24 protein-coding genes and 1 other annotated feature are annotated in these 24514 nt (G+C 34.7%); of the genes, 17 read left to right on the forward strand and 7 right to left on the reverse strand.

Annotation, left to right across the window (positions count from 1 at the left end):
- Positions 1-255 precede the first annotated feature (255 nt).
- Positions 256-2154, forward strand: a complete 1899-nt coding sequence (gene asnB / locus ACQKP0_RS17245) for an asparagine synthase (glutamine-hydrolyzing) (RefSeq protein WP_427407188.1) — start codon at positions 256-258, stop codon at positions 2152-2154.
- A gap of 130 nt (positions 2155-2284) precedes the next feature.
- Here the strand turns inward: asnB and ACQKP0_RS17250 are convergent, their stop codons facing one another.
- Together ACQKP0_RS17250 and ACQKP0_RS17255 are read right to left on the reverse strand one after the other, a co-directional pair.
- Entirely contained in the window at positions 2285-3046 is a 762-nt protein-coding gene (locus ACQKP0_RS17250) for a C39 family peptidase (protein ID WP_427407063.1), read from the reverse strand.
- A 299-nt stretch (positions 3047-3345) separates the two neighbouring features.
- On the reverse strand, positions 3346-3858 hold the full coding sequence (locus ACQKP0_RS17255) for a gamma carbonic anhydrase family protein (protein WP_427407064.1): 513 nt from the start codon (positions 3856-3858) through the stop codon (positions 3346-3348).
- Between the two features lie 232 nt (positions 3859-4090).
- Between ACQKP0_RS17255 and ACQKP0_RS17260 the strand changes: the two genes are divergently transcribed.
- Together ACQKP0_RS17260 and ACQKP0_RS17265 are read left to right on the forward strand one after the other, a co-directional pair.
- A complete protein-coding gene (locus ACQKP0_RS17260) occupies positions 4091-4897 on the forward strand; it encodes a lysophospholipase (protein ID WP_427407065.1) in 807 nt (268 codons plus the stop codon).
- Between the two features lie 14 nt (positions 4898-4911).
- Positions 4912-6033, forward strand: coding sequence for a tetraprenyl-beta-curcumene synthase family protein (locus ACQKP0_RS17265; RefSeq protein ID WP_427407066.1), 1122 nt, complete (start codon positions 4912-4914; stop codon positions 6031-6033).
- Between the two features lie 72 nt (positions 6034-6105).
- Here the strand turns inward: ACQKP0_RS17265 and ACQKP0_RS17270 are convergent, their stop codons facing one another.
- Entirely contained in the window at positions 6106-6678 is a 573-nt protein-coding gene (locus tag ACQKP0_RS17270; protein WP_427407067.1) for a class I SAM-dependent methyltransferase, read from the reverse strand.
- A gap of 402 nt (positions 6679-7080) precedes the next feature.
- Between ACQKP0_RS17270 and ACQKP0_RS17275 the strand changes: the two genes are divergently transcribed.
- The 6 genes from ACQKP0_RS17275 to ACQKP0_RS17300 all read left to right on the forward strand — a co-directional run bounded on the left by ACQKP0_RS17275 (position 7081) and on the right by ACQKP0_RS17300 (position 12744).
- Positions 7081-7356, forward strand: coding sequence for a YtzC family protein (locus ACQKP0_RS17275; protein WP_427407068.1), 276 nt, complete (start codon positions 7081-7083; stop codon positions 7354-7356).
- Positions 7357-7372: 16 nt separating this feature from the next.
- Positions 7373-7543, forward strand: coding sequence for a glycogen biosynthesis protein GlgD (locus tag ACQKP0_RS17280; protein WP_427407069.1), 171 nt, complete (start codon positions 7373-7375; stop codon positions 7541-7543).
- 167 nt (positions 7544-7710) lie between these two features.
- Complete coding sequence (locus tag ACQKP0_RS17285; RefSeq protein WP_427407070.1) at positions 7711-8898, forward strand: MDR family MFS transporter; 1188 nt, start codon at positions 7711-7713, stop codon at positions 8896-8898.
- 86 nt (positions 8899-8984) lie between these two features.
- Positions 8985-9216: a binding site (T-box leader), on the forward strand.
- Positions 9217-9261: 45 nt separating this feature from the next.
- A complete protein-coding gene (gene leuS, locus ACQKP0_RS17290; RefSeq protein ID WP_427407071.1) occupies positions 9262-11676 on the forward strand; it encodes a leucine--tRNA ligase in 2415 nt (804 codons plus the stop codon).
- A 211-nt stretch (positions 11677-11887) separates the two neighbouring features.
- Entirely contained in the window at positions 11888-12202 is a 315-nt protein-coding gene (locus tag ACQKP0_RS17295) for a rhodanese-like domain-containing protein (RefSeq protein ID WP_427407072.1), read from the forward strand.
- A 359-nt stretch (positions 12203-12561) separates the two neighbouring features.
- A complete protein-coding gene (locus ACQKP0_RS17300) occupies positions 12562-12744 on the forward strand; it encodes a sporulation protein Cse60 (protein ID WP_427407073.1) in 183 nt (60 codons plus the stop codon).
- A gap of 17 nt (positions 12745-12761) precedes the next feature.
- On the opposite strand, the gene ACQKP0_RS17305 is transcribed toward ACQKP0_RS17300, so the two are convergent.
- Complete coding sequence (locus ACQKP0_RS17305; RefSeq protein ID WP_427407074.1) at positions 12762-14033, reverse strand: NAD(P)/FAD-dependent oxidoreductase; 1272 nt, start codon at positions 14031-14033, stop codon at positions 12762-12764.
- 296 nt (positions 14034-14329) lie between these two features.
- Between ACQKP0_RS17305 and ACQKP0_RS17310 the strand changes: the two genes are divergently transcribed.
- The gene (locus ACQKP0_RS17310; RefSeq protein WP_427407075.1) at positions 14330-15919 is read left to right on the forward strand and encodes a putative polysaccharide biosynthesis protein; all 1590 of its coding nucleotides are present in this window, start codon (positions 14330-14332) and stop codon (positions 15917-15919) included.
- Positions 15920-15950: 31 nt separating this feature from the next.
- On the opposite strand, the gene ACQKP0_RS17315 is transcribed toward ACQKP0_RS17310, so the two are convergent.
- Positions 15951-16148 (reverse strand): hypothetical protein, encoded by a 198-nt coding sequence (locus tag ACQKP0_RS17315; protein ID WP_427407076.1) that lies wholly within the window; start codon positions 16146-16148, stop codon positions 15951-15953.
- A gap of 146 nt (positions 16149-16294) precedes the next feature.
- Between ACQKP0_RS17315 and ACQKP0_RS17320 the strand changes: the two genes are divergently transcribed.
- Positions 16295-17026, forward strand: coding sequence for a pseudouridine synthase (locus tag ACQKP0_RS17320; protein WP_427407077.1), 732 nt, complete (start codon positions 16295-16297; stop codon positions 17024-17026).
- A 63-nt stretch (positions 17027-17089) separates the two neighbouring features.
- On the opposite strand, the gene ACQKP0_RS17325 is transcribed toward ACQKP0_RS17320, so the two are convergent.
- The gene (locus ACQKP0_RS17325; protein WP_427407078.1) at positions 17090-17311 is read right to left on the reverse strand and encodes a DeoR family transcriptional regulator; all 222 of its coding nucleotides are present in this window, start codon (positions 17309-17311) and stop codon (positions 17090-17092) included.
- A gap of 546 nt (positions 17312-17857) precedes the next feature.
- On the opposite strand from ACQKP0_RS17325, the gene pepV reads away from it, so the two are divergent.
- The 5 genes from pepV to ACQKP0_RS17350 all read left to right on the forward strand — a co-directional run bounded on the left by pepV (position 17858) and on the right by ACQKP0_RS17350 (position 23324).
- Positions 17858-19273: a dipeptidase PepV gene (gene pepV, locus ACQKP0_RS17330; protein WP_427407079.1), complete on the forward strand. Its 1416-nt coding sequence runs from the start codon at positions 17858-17860 to the stop codon at positions 19271-19273.
- Positions 19274-19370: 97 nt separating this feature from the next.
- Complete coding sequence (gene dat, locus ACQKP0_RS17335; protein WP_427407080.1) at positions 19371-20216, forward strand: D-amino-acid transaminase; 846 nt, start codon at positions 19371-19373, stop codon at positions 20214-20216.
- Between the two features lie 352 nt (positions 20217-20568).
- A complete protein-coding gene (gene thpR / locus ACQKP0_RS17340; RefSeq protein WP_427407081.1) occupies positions 20569-21129 on the forward strand; it encodes an RNA 2',3'-cyclic phosphodiesterase in 561 nt (186 codons plus the stop codon).
- Positions 21130-21312: 183 nt separating this feature from the next.
- Positions 21313-22272, forward strand: coding sequence for an NERD domain-containing protein (locus tag ACQKP0_RS17345; protein ID WP_427407082.1), 960 nt, complete (start codon positions 21313-21315; stop codon positions 22270-22272).
- 278 nt (positions 22273-22550) lie between these two features.
- Entirely contained in the window at positions 22551-23324 is a 774-nt protein-coding gene (locus ACQKP0_RS17350; protein ID WP_427407189.1) for a phosphotransferase, read from the forward strand.
- Here ACQKP0_RS17350 and ACQKP0_RS17355 read toward each other — a convergent pair.
- Positions 23317-23598 carry a YtzH-like family protein gene (locus tag ACQKP0_RS17355; protein WP_427407083.1) on the reverse strand — a complete coding sequence of 94 codons (282 nt, stop codon included), beginning with the start codon at positions 23596-23598 and terminating at the stop codon, positions 23317-23319. The two genes, ACQKP0_RS17350 and ACQKP0_RS17355, sit on opposite strands and share 8 nt — an antisense overlap.
- Positions 23599-23741: 143 nt before the next feature.
- Between ACQKP0_RS17355 and trmB the strand changes: the two genes are divergently transcribed.
- Entirely contained in the window at positions 23742-24389 is a 648-nt protein-coding gene (trmB, locus tag ACQKP0_RS17360; protein ID WP_427407084.1) for a tRNA (guanosine(46)-N7)-methyltransferase TrmB, read from the forward strand.
- The last annotated feature ends 125 nt before the right edge of the window (positions 24390-24514 follow it).

A 24514-nucleotide genomic window follows, 5' to 3' on the forward strand; every position in this document is an offset into this window, starting at 1 on the left:
GCCATTTAAGCATACGCACTTTTCTAAGAAAAGATGCCCCGAAAACAAACTATATTAGTTTTTATACAATATGCGAAATAGCGACAAGGAAAAATCGGCAGTAGGATTTTTCCATTCTTTACGAAAACAGACTTTGTAATAAAAAAATAAAATGATTGTCTACTGCAAAAGTAGCGAAAAAATGTTAGTATTATGAAGTGTAATTTTTTTAAAAAAGTAGTATGTTAATTAGAAATGGAGTAGGTGACATACATAATGTGTGGTTTTATCGGTTGTATACATGACAATGAGATTGAATTAAGAGATACAGATAGACAGCTTTTTAAAAACATGAACAATATCATTACACATCGTGGTCCAGATGATGATGGATTTTTTGAAGATGAACATATACAGTTTGGTTTTCGCCGACTAAGTATCATTGATATAGAAAGCGGTCATCAGCCGTTAACATATGAAAATGAACGTTACTGGATTATCTTTAATGGTGAGATTTATAACTATCTTGAGCTTAGAAATGAATTACTTGAAGCTGGGTTAACATTTGAAACATCATCTGATACAGAAGTTATTCTGGCACTTTATAGTTATTATAAAGAAAAGGCAGTAGAAAAACTTCGTGGTATGTTTGCTTTTACCATTTGGGATAAACAAGAGCAAATATTGATTGGTGCCCGTGATCCATTCGGCATTAAGCCATTTTTCTATAAAGAAGAAGAGAATCGTACATTTTTTGCTTCAGAAAAGAAAAGTATTCTTCTCGCAATGGAGAATGAAGAACTAAATTATGAAGCTGCCCAACATTATATGACATATCAATTTGTTCCAGAACCAGAAACAATGACTAAATGCATCAAAAAATTAGAACCAGGTCATTATTTTATCAAAAAATTGGGCGAACCAATGAAAATGGAACGTTATTGGAAAGCTTCATTCCAGCCTGTTCAAAAATCAGAAAATGAATTTATCAAAGAAATCAAAGATGTATTATTTGATTCGGTAAATGTTCATATGCGAAGTGATGTTCCTGTTGGATCATTCTTGTCAGGCGGTATTGATTCTTCAATTATTGCATCCATTGCAAAGCAATTTCATCCAAATATTAAAACCTTCTCAGTAGGATTTGAACGTAATGGCTTCAGTGAAATTGATGTAGCAAAGGAAACAGCTGAAAAGCTTGGAGTTGAAAATATTAGCTACGTAATTACACCTGAAGAATATATGAAAGAATTGCCTAAAATTATGTGGCATTTAGACGATCCTCTAGCAGATCCAGCATGTGTTCCGTTATATTTCGTTGCACGTGAAGCAAGAAAACACGTAACCGTTGTATTATCAGGTGAAGGGGCAGATGAACTCTTCGGTGGATACAATATTTATCGTGAGCCACAATCATTAGAAGTATTTAATAAAATTCCCGCGATTGGAAAATCATTATTAAAAGCATTGGCGAAGGTTCTACCTGAAGGTGTTAAAGGGAAAAGCTTTATTGAACGTGGTATAACTCCAATGGAAGAACGGTACATTGGAAATGCTAAGATGTATACTGAAGCTGAGAAGAAGGATTTGTTAGCTCAGTATAAATCAGGTATGGATTATACAGAAATTACAAAGCAGTTATACGCGGAGACAAAAGGCTATGATCCAGTTGATCGTATGCAGTACATCGATATTCATACATGGATGCGCGGTGATATCCTTTTAAAAGCGGATAAAATGACGATGGCACATTCATTAGAATTAAGGGTTCCATTTTTAGATAAAGAAGTGTTTAAAGTTGCTTCAAAAATTCCAACTAGCTTAAAAACGGCTGATAATACGACTAAGTATATTTTAAGAAAAGCAGCTGAAGGAATAGTGCCAGATCATGTCCTTGACCGTAAAAAATTAGGCTTCCCTGTACCTATTCGTCACTGGTTAAAAGATGAGATGCATGATTGGGCAAAACAAATCATTCACGAAAGTGGTACGGATCATATTATTAATAAGCACTATGTTTTAAATTTATTAGAAGAACATTGCCAAGGCAAACTGGATCATAGTCGAAAAATATGGACTGTCCTTGTATTTATGATTTGGCATGCTGTTTATATGGAAGAAAAATATGACTTTCAAAAGCAATATAAGCTTTCTAATTTAGAGACAACGGTTTAATCTAGAGGTGAGAGTTTAGAGGTTGGATTAAAAGCAATCGACGAATTAGCCGATTGCTTTTATCACATTATATACAAGGTTCCGAAAATATAAAACTTTAAAAAAGAAGAAAGCAGCCAGTATTACAAACCTAATTGAGGTAAGTAATGGCTTGGCTGCCCATTTGCACCCAGGCTTTTTCAAAGTCGTTAATGGGTGCTTTTTTATTTTTCTCTCCAGTTAGTGGATCATTAAAATAAACATATTTCTTGTCAAATCCCGTAATTAATACAGAATGCTCCTTACTAGTAACACGAATAGGACCTTTCTCAGTATACCATGTTTCAAAATATGAATTAGGCAAATGTTTATATGTCGTATTAATAATAACCCAAACTGGTCGTTGATCAGATAAATGAACTTTAAGTTCTTCGAAAGAATTTTTTGTCAGATTTACTATTTTCCCTGGTAAGAATTTTTCAGCTAGCTCAATAATTGGTTGAACATAGACACCAAGTCCAGGCTTTTCATACGTATAAATATTTCCAACGAAACCTTCGTGAGGATTCCCATAATAAATTTTATTGTCGATATATTTCTTTTGAGTTGGATTCTTTTTAATTTCCTTTGCAAGTGTCATTTTGTCGCTGCTAATTCCAGCTGCATGTAACAGCATAGCGAGACTTGTGACTTCACATCCTCGAGCTAATTCTGGAAATTGTGAAATCACAGGGATATTAAGTAACACCTTGTCTTTTATTTTTACAATTTTATAAAATTGGTTTAAATCAGATTGTGTCAATTCAAGATTTTTATCTTTGATGGTATCAGTCTTTACTATATTTTTATAACCATATAAAAAAATGATTGTCGCTAGTAAAAAGATAGTAAATCCTGAAAGAATGGATTTCATTATCAATCACCCGTATAAATAGTTTATATTATTTACATCGACAATTTTCATCATTTTTTTAGTATGTATGTGTTTTTTTAGGCTCTTTTAGTAAATTATGTTGTTTTTAACATCAAGTAAAAATCGGTAAAGATTTTACGTAGTAAATATCTAATAGGATTTTTACGATTCTAATTTATCGTCCTTTTGGAATTAGAGACTAATTATGTAGGGAAAAGAGCACGTAACAAAATTATTTTAGCATTGAGAATTTATCCGAAAAACAACGATATATCCTAAGATAGCCTTTTTTAAGATGATTATTTCTGAAGTGACTTATAATATTGGCCTTTTTCAGCATATTCTCTTGATATTCGTAGCATATCCTTAATATCTTCTTCATTTAATGTTCTAATCACCTTAGCAGGTCGACCAAATGCTAATGTGTTAGGTGGAATAATTTTACCTTGTGGTACTAAGCTTCCTGCTCCAATAAAGGCACCTTCACCAATTTCTGCGTTATCTAATATAATTGATCCCATGCCTATTAGTGCTTTTTTTCTAATTTTACAGCTATGTAAAATAACTTGATGTCCAACTGTTACTTCATCCTCAATAATAAGTGGATTATTTGGGCTTTGATGTAAAACAGAGTTATCTTGGATATTTACTTTATTTCCAATGATTGTTGGTGCAACGTCACCACGTATAGATGTATTGAACCAAACACTCGATTCTTCACCTATGGTTACATCTCCAGTTATAGTTACATAATCAGCAATAAATGCTGAATCAGCGATTTGCGGTTGTTTTCCTTTATATGGGTAAATCATATGAGCACTTTCCTTTCTTGATTTATAATTTGAATTATTTCCTATATAGACATAAGATTGGAACAGTTGTCTTTTTTATTTTGTCATTTTTTCAGAATGGGTACAATAATAAAAACTATAAAGGTATCATAGGTTGCCCAAGGCTAATCAAGGCGCTTACGCTTTTCTTATTTTATGGTTTCATTTAAAATAATTTATAATTACAAAGCCAGACAAGAAGGAGGTTTCAGATATGTGGAAGTGGGAAGCAGATCAAGATCCAAAAGCTGTTATCGTAATTGTTCATGGGGCGATGGAACACCATGGAAGATACAGCTGGCTTATTGAAATGTGGCGATCGGCTGGATACCATGTAATAATGGGGGATTTGCCAGGCCAAGGAATGACAACAAGATCCCAAAGAGGTCATATCGATTCCTTTGATGAATATATTTTTGAAGTAAAAGATTGGGTACAAACTGCTTATCAATTTGATGTTCCCGTGTTTTTATTAGGTCATAGTATGGGAGGACTTGTAGTGATAAGGACACTGCAAGAGGAGAGGTTAAATCTAGCTGGTGTTATACTTTCTGCACCTTGTTTAGATTTAGTAAATTATCCTTCAAAATTTTTAAGCTTTTTATCTCATGGTTTAAATCGGGTAGCCCCTCAGATCAAATTTTCCAGCGGACTTTTGATTGAGTCTGTTACGAAAAATGAGGAAGTCAGGGATATTGCTTTAAATGATTCCCTCTATGTTACTAAAGTTTCTGTTAGATGGTACCGTGAGTTAATAAAGGCTATGAAATTGGCTTTCATTAACATACCCAAAATACCCGATGTTCCTTTTTTGGTTCTTCAGGGAGGAAATGATAAAATTGTAAATAAACTAGCTGTAAACGATTGGTTTAATAAAGTTTCCTTGTCTGAAAAACTATATAAGGTTTGGCCAGACAGCTATCATGAAATATTTAGTGAACCAGAACGAGAAGAAGTGTTTCAATACGCAAAGAATTTTGTTGAAACGAGACTTAGTTCTTTAGGATATATTATTAAATGAGGTGATTTTACAAAATGAACATTCCTTCACATCCAATATCATTGATGAACCGTGTATATCGGAACGTTTTTCCAAGTGTTCATCGTGAGTTAATGTACTGGAAAGATAAAGCTGCATCTATTCCAAATGAAGAGTTACGTTGTCAAGCTTTAGCCAGTATTGAACATAAAACCTTTCATTGTGAAGGAGGTTCAATTCTTGCTCTTCTTGCATTAGATCATAAGGATGAGGCAATTAAATTTATCGTAGCTTACCAAACGATTAGTGATTACCTTGATAATCTTTGTGACCGCAGTACATCTCTTGATCCGGATGACTTCGCGGCTTTACATGAGTCCATGAAAGACTCACTAACTATCGATGCAAAACTAAAGAATTATTATCGGCTGCGAGAAGATCAAAATGACGGTGGCTATTTACAGCAACTTGTTTTAACTTGCCAAGAGGTTTTGTCAGGGATGTCTAAATATTGTCTTATTAAAGAGCAATTATTAGAGCTATGTCAATATTATTGTGATCTGCAAATACATAAGCATGTTCGAGTGGAGGAAAGAGAAACTCGTTTACAGGCATGGTTTGAAAAATACAAACATTCTTTACCAATGATGGAATGGTATGAATTTTCCGCATGTTCAGGATCTACATTAGGAATTTTTTGTCTTGTTTCCTATTGCCTTCGTGAGGATTTTAAAGCGGAGCATTCCCAGATTATTCGTGAGGGTTATTTTCCATACATACAAGGATTACATATACTTCTTGACTATTTTATTGATCAAGATGAAGACCGTAATGGTGGGGATTTAAACTTTTGTTTCTATTACGATAATAATGATCAATTGTTAGAACGATTCATGTATTTTCTTACAGAAGCAGATAAACATACAGAAAAGCTGCCAGACCAAAAATTTCATAAATTAATTAATCGCGGTCTATTAGCTGTATATCTATCGGATGACAAAGTTCATAAACAAAAGGATGTTCAAAGGATTTCTAAGAAAATGATTAAATACGGGGGAAAGATTAGCCATTTCTTTTATTGGAATGGAAGAGCCTATCGGAAAATTCAAAGCTTGATTCCTTCTGGAATAGTAAAGGCTTTTTTAAGAAATAAGAAGAGAAGTGCTGAATTAAACTAAGATAAGAAAAGAAAAGCGGAAACTATGCTCTGGGTTTAGACTTGCTAGAAAAACGATAACCTAAAAATGGGGTTATCGTTTTTCTATAGCTATTATGAATGGTGGATTGTTTCTTTGGTTAATAAATTGGTATTTTAAGACATGTGCTTTTTTTTGATCAATGGATTCAACAAAGTTTATCACTGCGTCACGTTCGATGGCACCTTCAGGATGACCATGATAGATGACCAGAACGATTATTCCTTCAGGTTTGATTATTTCAAGAAGCTGTTTAATAGCCAAAATAGTTGTATTCGCCTGTGTAACTATATGTTTGTTCCCTCCAGGTAAATAGCCTAAATTAAAAATGGCTCCGGAAATTTTTCCGTAATGTTTCATTGGGATGGAATTCATGATTGTTTCATGACCCTTATTAAAAAGAACAACATTTGTTGTTAAATTTTTTTCTTCTAAATACTTTTTCGCAGATAGAATGGCTTCATTTTGTATATCAAATCCGTAAACTAAACCTTCCGAACCTACTAAGTGAGATAAAAATGCTGTATCATAACCATTTCCAACGGTTGCATCGATAACAATATCATTAACATTTATAGCTTCTTTAAGCAGTGTGTGGGCAAAATCCAAAATTTTTAATAGCTTCATGTATATTTCTCCAAATTTTTATAAAAAAGTTTTTGATAAAAGGCTCTTTTCTTAAACTTTGCTGCTTTTGAATTGAAAACTTTATACTCAGTATCAAAGCATTTTGAAAATAGTACTTTTTTATAAGAAAAGATGCCCTGAAACCAAATTATATTAGGTTATTATACATTATACGAAATAGCAAAATTCTTTGTGAAAACAACCTAATTAAATGACTCGCCTAAAATTTTATCACTAACAAGATATGCAGTCTAGATTCCTTCGATTGCCAACATAGTAAAAGCTTTTATGAACAAAATAATAGATGAAGCCCGCAGCTTCAAAAATTCATTTAAAACCAAATGCTTCGAAAAGTACGTTTGGTGTCTATTTCTTCTAATGCAAATGAAGGAGGGGACGGAGTTGGCTACAAGAAAATCGGTTGGAGAACATATCCAGCGTTGTGAAGAGGCGATTGAATATGCTAAGGAACAGTTTATTGAAGGTAGCAGGCAGGAACATTATTATGATAACGAATACCAAATTGCGCTGCAAGAGCTAGAAAGCTCATACAATGATTTAACTCAGCTAGCTAATAGTTCCAATTCACAGCAAAGAGAGCAGTTGCACCGAATGAGATTACAGCTGCAACAAGTTCAAAATCAAATGATTCTTTTAAATCATGATAGGCCAATGTAATGATTGGAGGAAAATCATGGATAAACGTTCAAAGAAAAACAATCCTGAGCAAAAAACGAAAAATGGGATAAATAATCAAGACATGGAAGCTGGGCAGGATTACGATCCTGTAAAAGAGTTGAAAAAGAAAAACGCTAAAAAGAGCCAGCCAATCCGCTCAAAACAACATATCGAACAACCTGACTAAAATGAGGGTGACTCAGGAAGCATAGTGTCGGATGCTTATGAGTCACCTTTTCTTTTTACTGAATATTAGGTGATTAATTTTCAAGTAAATTGCTACTTGCCGGGTGTCATAAAAAGGAATAGAATTGTGAGGGTAAATGTATTATGGGGAGGAAGGGAGCGGTTTTCATGCCTAGATCCTTGTGGTTATTGGTGATTGGTATGATGGTGAATGTAACAGGCTCTTCTTTTTTATGGCCTTTAAACGCGATTTATATTCATGATCATTTGGGGAAATCTTTAACGGTTGCAGGTATTGTTTTAATGTTAAATTCAGCTGCAAGCGTGATTGGAAATTTAATAGGTGGAAGTTTATACGATAAAATCGGAGGTTATCGAACGATTTTACTTGGAATATGTATTACTATCTTTTCTTTAACCGGAATGGCTTTTTGGCACGGTTGGCCAACCTATCCGATTCTTTTAACAATTATAGGATTTGGATCCGGTATCATAGTACCTGCCATGTTTGCGATGGCCGGTGCTGTTTGGAAAGAAGGAGGAAGGAAAGCTTTTAATGCAGTTTATATTGCTCAAAATTTTGGTGTTGCTGTAGGATCTGCTCTTGGAGGCTTAGTTGCTTCTTTTTCCTTTGATTACATTTTTCTTGCCAATTTAATTATGTTTATTCTCTTTTTCCTAATTGCCTTTTTTGGTTATAAAAAAATTAAAACGGACCCAGGAAATTATACAAGTGTCCTGCAAGAGAAAAAAGTGGTAAAAAGCAAATCTAAATTGGTCGCACTTATGATTTTATGTAGTGCTTATTTATTGTGTTGGGTAGGATATGTACAATGGCAATCAACCATTGCAACTTACACACAAGAAATAAATATTTCATTAGGGCAGTACAGCATGCTATGGACCATTAATGGTGCGCTTATCGTTTTAGGTCAGCCTTTGGTGAATCCAGTTGTAAAATGGTTCGGGACTAATTTAAAAGGACCTATTATCACAGGAATTATTATTTTTATGATATCTTTTGGAATAGCTGGTTTTGCTAATGATTTTAAAGGTTTCTTAGCAGCGATGATTATTTTAACCGTTGGAGAAATGTTTGTATGGCCAACTGTACCAACTATAGCTGATAATTTAGCACCAAAAGGAAAAGAAGGATTATTCCAAGGAATTGTCAATAGTACCGCCACCGGTGGAAGAATGATTGGTCCATTATTGGGTGGTATTCTTGTAGATTTATATAATATGTCAATATTATTTAATTCACTTCTTATTTTATTAGTCATTTCAATCATTCTTTCATTAATCTATGATCGACCATTAAAAACGAATGTTGAAAAACAAACGGTCTCAATGTGAGGAAGACACAATTCTCGATGAAATGATAATTTATGCTTGAAACTGTGAATAAAATTAGATAAAATTGTTAATACAATTATCAAATAGGTTTGACGTTGATAAGGAATAGTAATGGTGCCCCCTTGTATAGAGATTTGGCGGTTGGTGCAAGCCAAACAGGAACATCATGAACTCGCCTTTGAGTTGCAAATGTGAACATCCAATATTGGGTTAAAGTAATATTTGCCGTTTTCCGCGTTAAGGATGAATGAAGTGAGTGGTGTTTACACTAATTTGGGTGGTACCGCGGGAGTTATAAATCAACCTCTCGTCCCTTTAGGGATGAGGGGTTTTTTGTATTGTGATTAAAAGGAGGTAATATTCATGAGCTTTAACCATCATGAAATTGAAGAAAAATGGCAAAAGTATTGGGAAGAGAATAAAACATTTCAAACAAAAGAGGATGAGAACAAACCAAATTTTTACGCATTAGATATGTTTCCTTATCCATCAGGAGCAGGACTTCATGTTGGTCATCCAGAAGGCATGACAGCAACTGATATTATTTCAAGAATGAAGCGGATGCAAGGATTTAATGTGCTTCATCCAATGGGATGGGATGCTTTCGGTTTACCTGCTGAGCAGTATGCAATTGATACAGGAAATGATGTAAGAGAGTTTACTAAGCATAATATTGATACATTCACTCGTCAAATCAAATCACTTGGCTTTTCATATGACTGGGATCGTGAAGTTAATACTACTGATCCTGATTATTATAAGTGGACACAGTGGATTTTTCTTAAGCTTTATGAAAAAGGACTCGCTTATGTTGATGAAGTGCCAGTTAACTGGTGCCCTGCACTTGGTACGGTGCTTGCCAACGAAGAAGTTATTGATGGGAAAAGTGAACGTGGCGGTCATCCAGTTGAACGCCGTCCAATGAAACAATGGATACTAAAAATAACTGCTTATGCTGATCGTTTGCTAGATGATCTAGATGAACTTGATTGGCCAGAGAACCTAAAAGATATGCAGCGAAATTGGATCGGTCGTTCAGAAGGTGCAGAGGTTACTTTTAACATTGAAGGAACCGATGAAACCTTTACAGTTTTTACGACTCGTCCAGATACATTGTTTGGTGCAACATATGCTGTTCTAGCCCCAGAGCATCCACTTGTTGATGTTATTTCTACTGAAGAACAGAAGCAAGCGATTACTGACTACTTAGAGCAAATTAAAACAAAAAGTGATCTTGAAAGAACGGATCTTGCAAAGGATAAAACAGGAGTATTTACAGGGGCATATGCGATTAACCCAGTTAATGGTGAAAAAATGCCAATTTGGATTGCCGATTATGTGCTTATGAGCTACGGCACTGGAGCGATTATGGCAGTACCAGCACATGATGAACGCGATTATGAATTTGCGAAAAAATTTGCACTTGAAATTAAAGCAGTAGTTGCTGGTGGAGATATTGAGAAAGAAGCATATACTGGTGATGGCGACCATATTAATTCTGATTTCCTTAACGGTCTTAATAAAGTAGATGCAATTGAAAAGATGATTAATTGGCTTGAAGGGAAAAAGGTTGGTACGAAAAAAGTGACCTACCGTCTTCGTGATTGGCTATTTAGTCGTCAACGTTATTGGGGAGAACCGATCCCAATTATCCATTGGGAAGACGGTACAATGACAACTGTACCTGAAGATCAGCTCCCACTAACCCTTCCTGTATCAAAGGAAATTAAACCATCAGGTACTGGTGAATCACCACTTGCTAATATTACTGACTGGCTAAATGTGGAGGATCCTGTTACAGGTAAAAAAGGTAGACGTGAAACGAACACGATGCCACAATGGGCTGGAAGCAGCTGGTACTTCTTGCGTTATATAGATCCTAAAAATGATAAGGCGATTGCTGATTACGATAAATTGAAAAAATGGCTTCCGGTTGACATCTATATCGGCGGTCAAGAGCATGCTGTACTTCATCTACTTTATGCAAGATTCTGGCATAAATTTTTATATGATATTGGTGTTGTCCCAACAAAAGAACCATTCCAAAAGCTATATAATCAAGGGATGATTCTTGGTGAAAATAACGAAAAAATGAGTAAATCAAAGGGGAATGTTGTTAACCCTGATAAAATTATCGATAGTCATGGTGCCGACACCCTTCGTCTTTATGAAATGTTTATGGGACCCCTAGATGCATCTATCGCTTGGTCAACAAACGGTCTAGATGGTGCAAGAAGATTCCTTGATCGAGTTTGGCGCTTGTTAATTGAGGAAGATGGACAAATATCAAGTAAAGTCCAAGATGGGAATAGTGAAATTCTGGAAAAGGTTTATCATCAAACAGTCAAAAAAGTAACAGAGGACTATAAAAATCTAGGCTTCAATACAGCTATTTCACAAATGATGGTGTTCATTAACGAAGCATATAAAGCAGATGTGCTGCCAAAAGAGTATATTGAAGGCTTTGTTAAACTACTTTCACCTATTTGCCCTCATATTGCTGAAGAGCTTTGGAGCATGCTCGGGCATCAAGGAACAATTACTTACCAAGCATGGCCAACGTTTGACGAAGCAAAATTGGTAGATGCAGAAGTAGAAATAGTGATTCAATTGAACGGAAAGGTTAAGTCTAAATTGATGATTCCGAGTGATATTTCTCGAGAACAGCTTGAAACCCTTGTAATGGATAATGAACAAGTAAAAGAATTACTTGCAGGAAAAACAGTACGTAAGGTAATTGCTGTCCCAGGAAAGCTAGTAAATATTGTTGTGGGATAATAAAATGTTATAAAAGCAAGATCGGTAGTGTAAAATATTCGCTACCGATCTTGTTTTTACATTTCAAAAATTATTTGTATACTTAACGTATCGTATATTGGGTAAGTAATTTATTTGATATAGACCGCAAACTTCATAAGCCTCCATGTCGATTCTTTCCTTAACTTTTTGGTATAATAACATAAGAATGTATGTGAAAGGATGAAGTTGAATGGCTGAATATCAAAGTATTACACCTGATGAATTAAAAGAAAAGCTTGATCGCGGTGAAAAGTTGAATTTAATTGATGTACGTGAGGATGAAGAAGTAGCAGAAGGAATGATTCCGCAGGCAAAACATATTCCAATGGGTGAAATTCCTGATTCACTTGATCAATTAGATAAAAATAAAGAATATATCATGATTTGCCGCTCAGGTGGCCGCAGTGGCAGAGTATGCGAATACCTCCATGACAACGGCTATAAAGTCGTTAATATGGAAGGCGGCATGCTAAATTGGACAGGTGAAACTAAACCGAAGCTATAAGAAACTAAACCAGCTGATTAATAGTATTCAGCTGGTTTTTCTTTTAGGCTGTTTTCGTAAAGGTTGTTACTTTTTTAGTGATATTTTATTAACAATCTGAGTTGATTGTAGCGGAGGACACTTGACTCCTGCGGGAAAAAGAGGGAAGTGGGAGACCCCACAGGCGGTAACGCCGAGGAGGCTCCCATCCCTCCCCGCGGAAAGCAAGTGTCTGGAGCGGAAATCAACGGACTAAGTTTATAGTCTAAAAACAACAATTTATACGAAAAGAGCCTTCTATTTTAAAAAAATGATTGAATGTTTCGAAAATGAAATTATTGTCCAAAATAATAATAATAGATAGGAGAGGAAGAGAAAATATGATTCAAGTGAAATTATTCGATTATGAACATGAAAAGGATTTAGAGGAAGATGTCAATCATTTTTTAAGTAAAATAGAAGAAAATACGCTAGTAGATATTAAATATCATGTCGCTGTTGCATCTGAGGAAGATGATGAACAAATTTATTGTTTTAGCGCAATGGTGATGTATCGGAAATAACAAAGCTAGCGGAGCCCTTAAAAAGGCTCCGCTGAGTTAGAAGCAGCATTTACTCCCGCAAGTCTGCCTGTAACCAATGCAGAAGTAATATTATATCCGCCTGTGTATCCGTAAATATCTAGAACTTCCCCGCAGAAATATAAACCTTGAACAAACTTCGAGGCCATCGTTTTCGGTTCTATTTCCTTTACGGAAACTCCACCGCCAGTTACAAAAGCCTTCTCTAATGGTAACGTACCATTCACATGAAACTGAAAATGTTTACAAGATTTTACGAAGTTTCTTATTTGTTCTGTAGATAAATAGGATCCTTGCGTATTAGGATCAATTTGATTTTTTTCCAATAAGAACAATAAATATCTTTCAGATAAAAACCCTTTTAATGAATTTTTAATTGCTTTTTTAGGTTCATCTTTTATTATTTTTACAACCTTTTGAAATATCTCTTCTTCATTCATCTCAGGAAGGGCGTCTATATTCATCGTTACCTCTTTTAAATTCCACTTTTTCATCGCCTTGACGACAAATTGACTACATCTAAGCACAGCGGGACCGGAAATTCCAAAGTGGGTAAAGATCATATCCATTTGGTGAGTAATGATCGGTTTTCCTTTTGGATTTAAAACACTAACGGCAACATCTCTTAATGACAAGCCTTGTAATGTTTTTTCCTTAATGAAAGGCTCATTAGAAGTTACCGGTACTTCGGTAGGGAAGAGTTCAGAAATAGTGTGTCCGGCTTTTTCTGCCCAAGGATATCCATCCCCTGTTGAGCCTGTATGCGGGACAGATTTTCCTCCTACAGCGATAACAACAGAGTTAGTAGAGATGTTTTCATCATTCATCAGTTCAACACTCTGGACAAATCCATCTTTATAGTGAATATCCTTAACACTTGTATTTATACGAATCTCTACATTTAATTCTGATAGTCGCTTTAATAATGCATCTACTACTGATTGAGCTCGATTAGAAACAGGAAACATTCTCCCATGGTCTTCCTCTTTAAGTTCTATCCCTAAGTTTTCAAAAAAGTGAATAATATCTTCGTTATTAAATATTGAAAAAGCACTATATAGAAAACGTCCATTGCCGGGAATGTGCTTGACAATTTCTTCGATTGGCAGGCGATTCGTTACATTACAGCGTCCACCACCTGAAATGGCTAGCTTTCTTCCCAATTTATTTCCCTTATCAAGCAATAAAACGTTGGCACCTGTTTCGCCAGCTGCAATAGAGGCCATAAGTCCAGAAGGTCCTCCGCCGATTACGATTACATCATATTTCATTTTTTACACCTTTTTCTTTCATCATTCTGTAATAAAGTCAGTTTTCTTAAATATTGTTGCTATTTTGTACAGTATGCAGAATTCTTATAATATCTAGTTTCGGGGAATCTTTTTTAAAAAAGTGTTTCCTCCTGAATGTTATTTTACAGTATTATTAGGATTGTTGATTTAAAAGCAACAAAGTTTACGTGAAAGAGCCTTAATTAAAAAAGATTCTTCGAATAAATTGTCAATTTTTCTTGTTAGATGTACACTACATATTAGTGTCATTTAAATTTTACTATTAGAGGGATTGTATGTCTTCAAAACTAATACGAGGTACGTTTATATTAACATTAGGAACTATTATATCAAAAATTATTGGATTGTTTTATGTTATTCCTTTTTATGCGATAATTGGCGGATCTGAGCCAGCTGCACTCTATCAATTTGGTTATGTACCTTATACTATTTTTATAAGTATTGCTACAGCAGGTGTTCCATTAGCAGTATCAAAATATATTGCAAAGTATAATGCATTAGAAGAGTACGCTGTTGGTAGAAGATTATTTAAAACCGGTTTATTATTAATGACGTTAACTGGTATCGTTTGTTTTTTGATTATGTATATCTTTGCGCCTATTTTTGCGGGGTCGATGCATACATCAGATAGTCCTTATAGTATTTCAGAGATTGCAACCGTTATAAGAGCTGTTAGTTTTGCTTTAATTATTATCCCGGTAATGAGTTTGTTACGAGGATATTTTCAAGGGCATCAATCGATGGGACCATCTGCCGTTTCTCAAGTAGTGGAGCAAATTGTACGGATTGTTTTCCTTTTATTTGGGGCTTTCTTCGTCTTAAAGATTCTTCATGGCAGTATGGTAACTGCTATAAGTGTCGCAACTTTCGCTGCATTTATTGGAGGAATTGCAAGTCTTATCGTTCTTTTATGGTATTGGAAAAAAAGGAAATATCATTTTGATGAATTATTAGCACATGATAAGGGAAGTATAAAGGTTTCTCTTGTTGATATGTACAAGGAGATATTTATCTATGCCTTTCCGTTTGTTTTAGTAGGAATTGCAAATTCAATGTATCAAGAGATTGATCAATTAACATATAATCGGGCTATTACTCTTGAGCATTTGGGTGTTCTTAATTTTTCCACACATAAGCTCGTCATTATTCCAGTTTCATTAGCAACAGCATTTTCCTTAACTTTAGTACCTTTAATAACTGAGGCTTTTGCAAAGGGAAATAGAAATGAATTAGTGCGTCAAGTTGACCAAACCTTTCAGGTATTATTATTTATAACAGTTCCAGCTGCACTTGGCTTGTCCATATTAGCAGAACCCGTTTATACCGTTTTTTATGAGCATAGTACGTTTGGAACTGGTGTCTTAGCTGCATATGCACCTGTAGCGATATTATTTGCCCTGTTCTCGGTAACTGCAGCTATCCTTCAAGGAATTAATGAGCAGAGGTATACCATATTAAGTTTGTTGGTTGGGATTTTAGTGAAATTAAGTCTCAATATACCCTTAATGAAGATGTTTGAAACAGAAGGTGCTGTCTATGCTACAGCACTTGGCTATTCAGTGTCTATTTTGATCAATCTCATTGTTATAAAAATATTTGCAGATTATCCTTTTAAAACAATCATAAGAAGAACTATCTTAATAGGATTGATGAATGCAGTAATGGCGGTTAGTGTAATCGTTGTATATAAGGCTGTGACACTCATTCTCTCGCCTGAGTCTAAATTACAATCATTAATCATCGTCCTGATTTGTGGTACCGTTGGAGTCATTGTTTATGGCTATTTAGGATTAAGATCAAAATTAGCGGATAAATTATTCGGTACCCGAATTCAAAAGCTTAAATCCAAATTGCACATAGGTTAAAAGAGGAGGTCAGATTTGACCTCCTTTCACATTAGTAGTAACGTCCAATTTGTCCGTAGCCCGAAGTTCCCATAGATCTTTCGATTTGAGTTACACGTCGGTCTAAGCGGTCAAATCTTCGTTCTATACGGTCCAAGCGTCTTTCTATATTCTCGATTCTTCTGTTAATACCAACGCTTGGCTGCTGTCCGGGATATTGCATAGGCATTTGTTGTTGTCTGAAATCCATCAAGGTTCACTCACTCCAGTCTCATGTAGGATATAATAATAGGGGGGGAATGATTTCCCATATTAGCCTATGCCGAGTGAAACGAAGCGTATAGGCTAATAACCCAAGTAAATAAGATTAAGTGAATATTAATAGGGAGTGTTCGAATGAGACTCGATAAATTTCTAGCGAATGCAGGTCAAGGAAGTCGAAAAGAAGTAAAAAAAATATTAAAAGATGGGATCATTAAAGTGAATGGAGAAATTGTAAAAGATGGTAAGGTTCATATTGATCCACATCATGATGATGTAACAATTCAAGGAGAAACGATTACCTATCGTGAGTACATTTATTTAATGATGAATAAACCAGCGGGAGTTATTTCAGCAACTGAGGATATACGTGAGAAAACAGTCATTGATTTATTGGAAATGGAAGATACATTTTTTGAACCTTTTCCAGTAGGAAGATTAGATAAAGATACGGAAGGTTTATTATTATTAACAAATGATGGACAAATTTCTCATCGGCTGCTCTCACCTAAAAAGCATGTGCCAAAAACATATTTTGCAGTGATTCAAGGTGAAGTAACAGAAACAGATGTTCAAGCTTTTAATCAGGGAGTAATGTTAGATGACGGCTATTTAACTAAACCTGGTCATTTAAAAATATTAAAATCAGGGATACGTTCTGATATTGAATTAACGATAACAGAAGGTAAATTTCATCAAGTGAAACGAATGTTTGAAGCGGTCGGGAAAAAAGTAATTTATTTAAAAAGAATTTCGATGGGACCTCTTGGATTAGATGAAAGGCTTAAGTTAGGTGAATATCGTGAACTTTCGGAGGAAGAGATAACCTTATTAAAAGAATTTGAACCTGAAAAAAAACAAGGGTGACCCGTAAGTATTTGATGCTTATGGGTCACCCTTGTCATTTTATATTTTGTTGATTTACTCGCATTAAGAAGACATCTTAACTCTCTTCTCTGTTGTTGTCCATTTCCCACGATGTGGACTAATGATTAAGTCATTGTAAACTAACACATTCAAATCTCTTTGAATGGTGCGAGGTGTGATACCGAACTCATCTACAAGGTCCTGTGTTGTCACTGTCCCATTTTCTTTTATAAACATGTAGATTGATTTAATTCGGGTTAACATGCGATTTGTTGAAGGTTTCAAAAAACCACTCCCTCATCTTTATTCCAAAGACTAAGACTACGGACGGCTTATGAGATTGAAGATTAATCTTCAATATGAATTAGGATAAATGGTTATCCGATTTAGACAACTCCTTCTCTTTTACTCATATTTTTAATCTAAGATGTCTGACAATTACATTGTACACCTTCTTTTTGTAAATATCTAGGGGAAAGGTGGAAATTAATGAAAGCTTAATATACTGTGTGTTTAATTATATGAAGTAAAGGATTAATTATTATAATTTTCAGATAAAATAAACATTTTCAATTAAAAGATTTATTAAATGCTCGAAAAAGAGTAAAATAATAGGAGTTTCAACAATTAGAACATACATAAAGTCTATGTTCCAATAAATGTTGCTATTTCGTACATGTGTAAAATCCTAATATCATTTGGATACGGGCATCTTTTCTTTAAAAATATTTCTCTTTATGTTTGGATGCTGTATTTATAGGGTTTTCGATTCAAATGCAACAAAAATAAAGAAAAGAGCTTACATAAAAATTGCTAAGGAAGTGATGAGCAATGGAAAACATTAATTGGATGGAAGAGGTAGTAAAAAGAAAAGATGATTTAATCGAAGATTTGCAACAACTTTTAAAAATAAAAAGTGTATTAGACGAAGAAAACGCAACTCCTGATGCACCACTTGGAACAGGGATTAAAGAAGCTTTGCAATACTTATTAGACCTTGGTCAAAAAGACGGATTTACAGCAAAAAATGTTGGGAATTTAGCTGGTCACTTAGAGATGGGAGAAGGAAAAGATTTAGTTGGAATCCTATGTCATGTAGATGTTGTCCCTGAGGGGGATGGATGGAGTGTTGACCCTTTTGGGGGTGTAGTCAAAGATGATAAAATATACTCCAGAGGTGCAAGTGATGATAAAGGGCCAACAATGGCTGCATATTATGCAATGAAAATTGTCAAAGAACTGGGCATAAAACTAGATAAACGAGTTCGGATGATCATTGGAACAGATGAGGAAAGTAATTGGCGTTGTGTAGATCATTATTTTAAAAATGAGGAAATGCCTACAATAGGATTTGCACCTGATGCTGATTTTCCGATTATCAATGCTGAAAAAGGAATTGCTGACTACGACATTGTGATGAAGACGCAATCAGTAGATCATCAATCAAAGACAACACTTTTATCCTTTCAATCTGGAAGAAGATATAATATGGTTCCCGATTTCGCCACTGCGGTTCTTTCATTTGATGGAGAGCAAACAGATCTTCTGCAAAAATATACTGCATTTTTGGAAGAATATGATTTAAAGGGAAAATATTTTATTGATAATGGGGCATTGCATTTGGAACTAGAAGGTGTTTCAGCACATGGGATGGAGCCAAGAAACGGAAAAAATGCAGGTCTATATTTATCTAAGTTTTTGCATAATTTAGATTTGGATGAAACAGGAAAACGATATGCCCGATTTGCTGTGAACGTGTTATTTAATCAATCACGTGGTGAGGGTTTAGGTGTTCAATATAGTGATGATATTACTGGTGATTTAACGATTAATGTTGGAAAAATGAATTACGATCAAGTAAATGGCGGTATGTTTGGGTTAAATATGCGCTATCCAGTTACTTTTGATATGGAAAAGGGGAAGGATCGGATAATTACAACTGCAAGTGAACTCGGTTTTACTGTTGAAAATTTTTCAGATTCAAAGCCACACCATGTAGACGCAAATGATGAGCTCATTCTAACTCTACAAAAGGTTTATGAGGAACAGACAGGTGAGAAAGCAGAATTACTTGCAATTGGCGGTGGCACTTATGCTCGCTCTTTAAAATCAGGTGTAGCCTTTGGAGCTCTATTCCCTGGTCGCCCAGATGTTATGCATCAAAAGGATGAATATATGTTTATTGAGGATTTATTAAAAGCAACAGCTATTTATGCACAAGCGATTTTTGAATTAGCTAGAAAATAAGAAAAGCACAGGGCGCCTTGAACAGCCATTGACCTCGAGGGGCCGGTCGCTTGTGCTAGACAAAAAAATAAAACATAAGTGGGAGTGTGAGGTTAAAATGGGGAAAATCATTTTTAATGGAAAAATTGTTGACCGCTCCGAGGTAAGTATTGATATTGAAGACCGTGGCTATCAGTTTGGAGACGGAGTATATGAAGTAATTAGAGTTTATAATGGGAAGCTTTTTACAAAGATAGAACACGTAAATCGCTTATATGAAAGTGCAGAAAAAGTAGCAATTACGATTCCTTATGAAAAAGCTGAGCTCGTTCAAACTTTAGAAGAATTAGTAGCGATAAATAATCTTGTTACTGGGATTATTTACCTTCAATTAACGAGAGGGAACTTTCCAAGGCAGCACGGATTCCCAAGCTCGGATGTACCGCCAACCTATGTAGCCTATACAAGAGAAATGCCTATTCCGCAAGCTTCTTTGGATAAAGGTGTTAGAGGATTATTAATTGAGGACATCAGATGGTTAAGATGTGATATTAAGAGTCTAAATCTGTTAGGAAATATTTTAGCTAAGCAAAAAGCAGCTGAAGCGGGCTGTTATGAAGCAATCCAACACCGTGGAGAAGAAATAACAGAAGGATCTTCGTCTAATGTTTTTATTGTCAAAGGGAATTGTTTAATGACTCATCCGGCTACAAACTTGATTTTAAACGGTATTACGAGACGGGTGATCCTAAAAATATGTAAGGAAAATGATATTACTTATAAAGAAGAAGTATTTACTGTAAATGACTTAATGAATGCAAATGAAGTATTCGTATCAAGTACTACTTCAGAGGTAATGCCAGTTGTTCAAGTAAATGATAAAATTATTGCATCAGGGACTCCAGGACCTATCACAAGAAAACTACAACAATTTTTTAAGCAAGAGATAGAAAATTTAGGATAAAGATAAAACCAGCCATTTGTCGGCTGGTTTTTCTTTATGCAGTAGAAACCGATTTTAGTTGTATCTCAGACTGATGAACAAGTATTATTCTTCGATGAAGTTTTTTTATCTCACAGTACCCACTATTATAAATAAAATAGATTTCATATTCCTCACCATTGTAGTAAACCTTTTCTCCTTTATGCACAAGTCTGCTCCCTTCTATTAAAAATTTCAAGTGAATCCAAGAGGATTAATTCGTAAAATTGAATGGGTAGGTAGAATATTCTATGGTGAAAAGTGGAGAAATATGTTATATAAACGTAGAATTTTGATAAAATATGTTTAACAATTAATAAGGGGAGTTATGTACATGTCGTCCAACCACGTTTTCTTTGCCATTCCATTACCTCAAACTATAAAAGAGTACCTTCATATGAGCTGTGAAAACTTGAATAGGGATTTCCCTTTCAAGCGTTGGGTTCACCGTGAAGATTACCACATTACATTAGCTTTTTTAGGTCATGCTGAAAAGAGTCAACTAGAAACAGCAATTAACGATATAAGGGAAATGATTGTCGATACTTCCCCATTTAAATTACAAATTCATGGGTTAGGTACCTTTGGTAGAAAAGAAGCCCCAAGAATTTTTTGGGCTGGTTTACTCGCTTCACCAGAATTATATATTTTAAGGGAAAAAGTATATAATTCATGTTTAAATGCAGGGTTTCAATTAGATACAAGGCCTTTTAATCCACATATTACTTTAGCGAGAAAATGGGATGAGTCTTTTTGTCCTTTTTCATCAGAAAACTTAAAGAAGATCACCATCCATCCTCCAAGTTTTCAAGTAAATGAAATCGTCCTTTACGAAACTGTTTTGGAGGCAGTTCCGAAATATCATAAAAAAGCAGTCATTCATCTGGGTGACTGAATATAATACGTGTTCAAAAAGGAGGACAAAAAGAGCCGAGAAGTTCGAGGAAGCGCTGCCTGCGAGCACCGGAGCGTATGCTTTTAATACGTGAGGAGCGGAGCAGCAAGCTGACGAAGAAATTCGACAGCTATTTTTCCCGGACTTTTTGAACAACCTCTTAGGAAAAGGAAGTAATAAATAATGGGACAGTTAATCAAACTTCAGGATTATATATCGCGATATGAAATGGATCCATATAGATATCCAGCACAATATGTAAGAATGAAAAAACAGCAATGGGATAAATTGAAAGATCAATGGGAGAATAGATCAGATGACTATCAGAATCATTCTCCCCAGTTATACATAAATGAAGAGGAAAACAAAATAAAATCAAAAAATGTATTTCGAAGGTTATTTGGAAAAGTAAGCAGTGTACAAGAGGAGAGTGTAATTGAAGAACCAAAAAAAAATGAATCCTTGTTTCATTTTTCTCCACAGTTAGCATACTATCCAGATACCATCGATGAGTTAAAGCAATTATTTCTAGATCAACTATTTTCTTTTCAAATGAAATGGGCTAGCTCAACGATACATGAAAAATCTTATCCTGATCAGAGTTATTTTAGAAATGAAAGATTGAAATACTTTTTACAACGATTCCCGGATACCTTTTTATTTTTATATGAGCCTATATTTATTTTGAAAAAGGCTCCTATTGAAATGGAGGTTATCTTAATTACACCTACTGAGGTTTGGTGTTTAGCATTTCTAGAAGAGGAAAAAGAGGCCGTGTTTCTTGGGTCAAATAGCCGTTTTTGGATAAAACGAGCAAATAATAAAGAAAGTAAAGTATTAAATCCGTTACTTTCCTTAAATCGAATGTCAAAAATAATTAGTCAATTATTAACTTACTATAGCTTAGAAATACCGTTAAAAAAAGCAATCATTTGTAGAAATGGATATATTGATTATCCTACTGCTCCAACAGATGTTTTTTTATTAGAAAAAAGGAATTATCCTGAATGGTTTGAGCAACAAAGGAGTCTCCAATCACCATTAAAGCATGTTCAATTAAAAACTGCAAAAGTCCTTTTGGATTATTGTCAAACAAAAAGTGCAAGAAGAATAGATTGGGATAATAAGGAGGAAAGCTATTGAAATCAAAACAAAATAAATATTTACATAAATTATGTAAGTAGAATAAATCTTTTTACATCAATACTTAAAATTGAGCTAGCAATCTATTTTATTTAATTTCAACTTGACGAAAAATGTCATAAAGAATAAAATTTATTAAAAGGTGGCTATTGATGTCTGCTTAGTTCCAATAGCTATCTTTTTTATTCTTTCCTATAGAAAAATGTAATTTATATAAAATTGTTATTTTGAACGCCGTATAAAATTGTGACTGGCGAATTAATTGAAGGTGAATGATGTTGGAACACATACTTGGTCAAGGCTGGGAAATTACTTCAGCAGGTGGGGCAACAGGAGAAGCATTCTTTGCCAAACATCAAGAACAAAAATTATTTTTAAAAAGAAATTCCTCTCCCTTTTTAGCGGTTTTATCAGTAGAGGGGATTGTCCCTAAGCTTGTTTGGACAAAAAGGACAGAAAATGGTGATGTGATAACAGCACAGCAATGGCTGAATGGGAGAGAATTAAAGTCCAAAGAAATGAGCCAAGAACGTGTTGCCAAGCTATTAAAAAAAATTCATGATTCTGCACCACTGCTTTCCATGCTGCCTCGTTTAGGTAAAGCACCATTTGAACCTGATATGATGCTTTTGCAAGTTGAAACAGAGTTGGATCATGATTTATTGTCATTACCTAGTATTCAGTCATCTATTCGTTTTCTACAAGATAACTTGGAATACATTAGAAGTGAAGAATATGTTGTCTGTCACGGAGATGTAAATCACAACAACTGGCTGCTCTCAGATGACAACCAGCTGTATTTAATTGATTGGGATGGAGCAATGATTGCCGACCCCGCCTTAGATATTGGAATGCTTCTTTATTTATATATTGAGCGTGAGAATTGGAATACGTGGCTTGCACAGTATGGAATAGATTTAAATGATGATCTTTTATTACGAATGAAATGGTATTTTATTGCACAAACACTTTTGTCTATACAATGGCATAAAAGTAAAAAACGTTTAAATGAAATGGAACATTGGATTAACAAGCTTTCTGCTATTATTTAATATTTGTATTCATATGATCAATCCAGTGGGACAAATTGTCTAGATTCGCTTCAATATGTGAATCGAGATGCTGTGTGTATTGCCCGTTTTGACTATAGCTATAAACTTCTTGTAAAACGGGTTTTATTTGATCACTAATATTCGGATTAACAAGTAAAGATTTAACTAAACGCTCCAACTGTTCACACTCTGCTACTGAACCACAACAATCTAATTGGTGATTGTTTAATATATCTTTTAATAATGAAAATTGGTCATGATGGCTAAGAGGCATAATGATAAACATCCTTTCAATTCTAGGTCAAAGTAGGTTCGAAAAATTGTTAAAGTAAAAAGGAATCCACAATTATTTTGTGAATTCCTTTTGTCTTTATGCATAGTCAACTAATTAATTATTACTTTATGAGGTGGAATGAAATGCGGTTACGACATAAACCATGGGCAAAAGAGAAACTAATGCAGTATCCACAATATGTTATACAAAATCCTGAAGATTATAAAGGGGAATGGACAAAGGCTTTTTCCAATGAAAATCCTATCCATATTGAGGTTGGAACAGGAAAAGGGAAATTTATCGTAGGAATGGCAAAGGCAAATCCGAATGTGAATTATATAGGAATTGAAATGCAAGATAGTGTCATTATTTCAGCACTAGATCAATTAATTGAGGCGGAACTTCCTAATCTAAAATTACTAAATATAGATGGCAGTAATTTGAGAAATATATTTGCAAAAGATGATATTGAACGAGTTTACTTGAATTTTTCTGATCCTTGGCCAAAAAATCGTCATGAGAAACGTCGATTAACATATAAAACATTTTTAAAATTATACGAAGACATGATGGAAGACGGAGGAGAGATTCATTTTAAAACGGATAATCAAGGACTCTTTGAATACTCATTGAGAAGCTTTTCAGAGTACGGATTATTATTGAAATTTGTTAGTTTGGATCTACACAACAGTGAGTTTGAGGGCAATATTATGACAGAATATGAAGAGAAATTTTCTTCGAGAGGCCAACGCATTTATCGCTGTGAAGTGAAATACCAAATTAGAGGGTAGAGATTGGATTGGAAGGAATTGGTGTATAAGCCAATTCCTTTTTTTATTATTGTCTAGCTCCAGCGCCTATCGGCTAGCGGATTTCTCCGTCTTCTCCCTACGATAAGTCAACATCGACTCGTCCC

It is taken from the genome of Heyndrickxia sp. NPDC080065 (genome assembly GCF_050281185.1).
Taxonomy (GTDB): Bacteria; Bacillota; Bacilli; order Bacillales; family Bacillaceae_C; genus Heyndrickxia.

Excerpts from the sequence above, each read along its gene's own strand:
- asnB (WP_427407188.1), top strand. The coding sequence starts at position 256 with ATGTGTGGTTTTATCGGTTGTATACATGACAATGAGATTGAATTAAGA.
- ACQKP0_RS17250 (WP_427407063.1), bottom strand. The coding sequence starts at position 3,046 with ATGAAATCCATTCTTTCAGGATTTACTATCTTTTTACTAGCGACAATC.
- ACQKP0_RS17255 (WP_427407064.1), bottom strand. The coding sequence starts at position 3,858 with ATGATTTACCCATATAAAGGAAAACAACCGCAAATCGCTGATTCAGCA.
- ACQKP0_RS17260 (WP_427407065.1), top strand. The coding sequence starts at position 4,091 with ATGTGGAAGTGGGAAGCAGATCAAGATCCAAAAGCTGTTATCGTAATT.
- ACQKP0_RS17265 (WP_427407066.1), top strand. The coding sequence starts at position 4,912 with ATGAACATTCCTTCACATCCAATATCATTGATGAACCGTGTATATCGG.
- ACQKP0_RS17270 (WP_427407067.1), bottom strand. The coding sequence starts at position 6,678 with ATGAAGCTATTAAAAATTTTGGATTTTGCCCACACACTGCTTAAAGAA.
- ACQKP0_RS17280 (WP_427407069.1), top strand. The coding sequence starts at position 7,373 with ATGGATAAACGTTCAAAGAAAAACAATCCTGAGCAAAAAACGAAAAAT.
- ACQKP0_RS17285 (WP_427407070.1), top strand. The coding sequence starts at position 7,711 with ATGCCTAGATCCTTGTGGTTATTGGTGATTGGTATGATGGTGAATGTA.
- leuS (WP_427407071.1), top strand. The coding sequence starts at position 9,262 with ATGAGCTTTAACCATCATGAAATTGAAGAAAAATGGCAAAAGTATTGG.
- ACQKP0_RS17295 (WP_427407072.1), top strand. The coding sequence starts at position 11,888 with ATGGCTGAATATCAAAGTATTACACCTGATGAATTAAAAGAAAAGCTT.
- ACQKP0_RS17300 (WP_427407073.1), top strand. The coding sequence starts at position 12,562 with ATGATTCAAGTGAAATTATTCGATTATGAACATGAAAAGGATTTAGAG.
- ACQKP0_RS17305 (WP_427407074.1), bottom strand. The coding sequence starts at position 14,033 with ATGAAATATGATGTAATCGTAATCGGCGGAGGACCTTCTGGACTTATG.
- ACQKP0_RS17310 (WP_427407075.1), top strand. The coding sequence starts at position 14,330 with ATGTCTTCAAAACTAATACGAGGTACGTTTATATTAACATTAGGAACT.
- ACQKP0_RS17315 (WP_427407076.1), bottom strand. The coding sequence starts at position 16,148 with ATGGATTTCAGACAACAACAAATGCCTATGCAATATCCCGGACAGCAG.
- ACQKP0_RS17320 (WP_427407077.1), top strand. The coding sequence starts at position 16,295 with ATGAGACTCGATAAATTTCTAGCGAATGCAGGTCAAGGAAGTCGAAAA.
- pepV (WP_427407079.1), top strand. The coding sequence starts at position 17,858 with ATGGAAAACATTAATTGGATGGAAGAGGTAGTAAAAAGAAAAGATGAT.
- dat (WP_427407080.1), top strand. The coding sequence starts at position 19,371 with ATGGGGAAAATCATTTTTAATGGAAAAATTGTTGACCGCTCCGAGGTA.
- thpR (WP_427407081.1), top strand. The coding sequence starts at position 20,569 with ATGTCGTCCAACCACGTTTTCTTTGCCATTCCATTACCTCAAACTATA.
- ACQKP0_RS17345 (WP_427407082.1), top strand. The coding sequence starts at position 21,313 with ATGGGACAGTTAATCAAACTTCAGGATTATATATCGCGATATGAAATG.
- ACQKP0_RS17355 (WP_427407083.1), bottom strand. The coding sequence starts at position 23,598 with ATGCCTCTTAGCCATCATGACCAATTTTCATTATTAAAAGATATATTA.
- trmB (WP_427407084.1), top strand. The coding sequence starts at position 23,742 with ATGCGGTTACGACATAAACCATGGGCAAAAGAGAAACTAATGCAGTAT.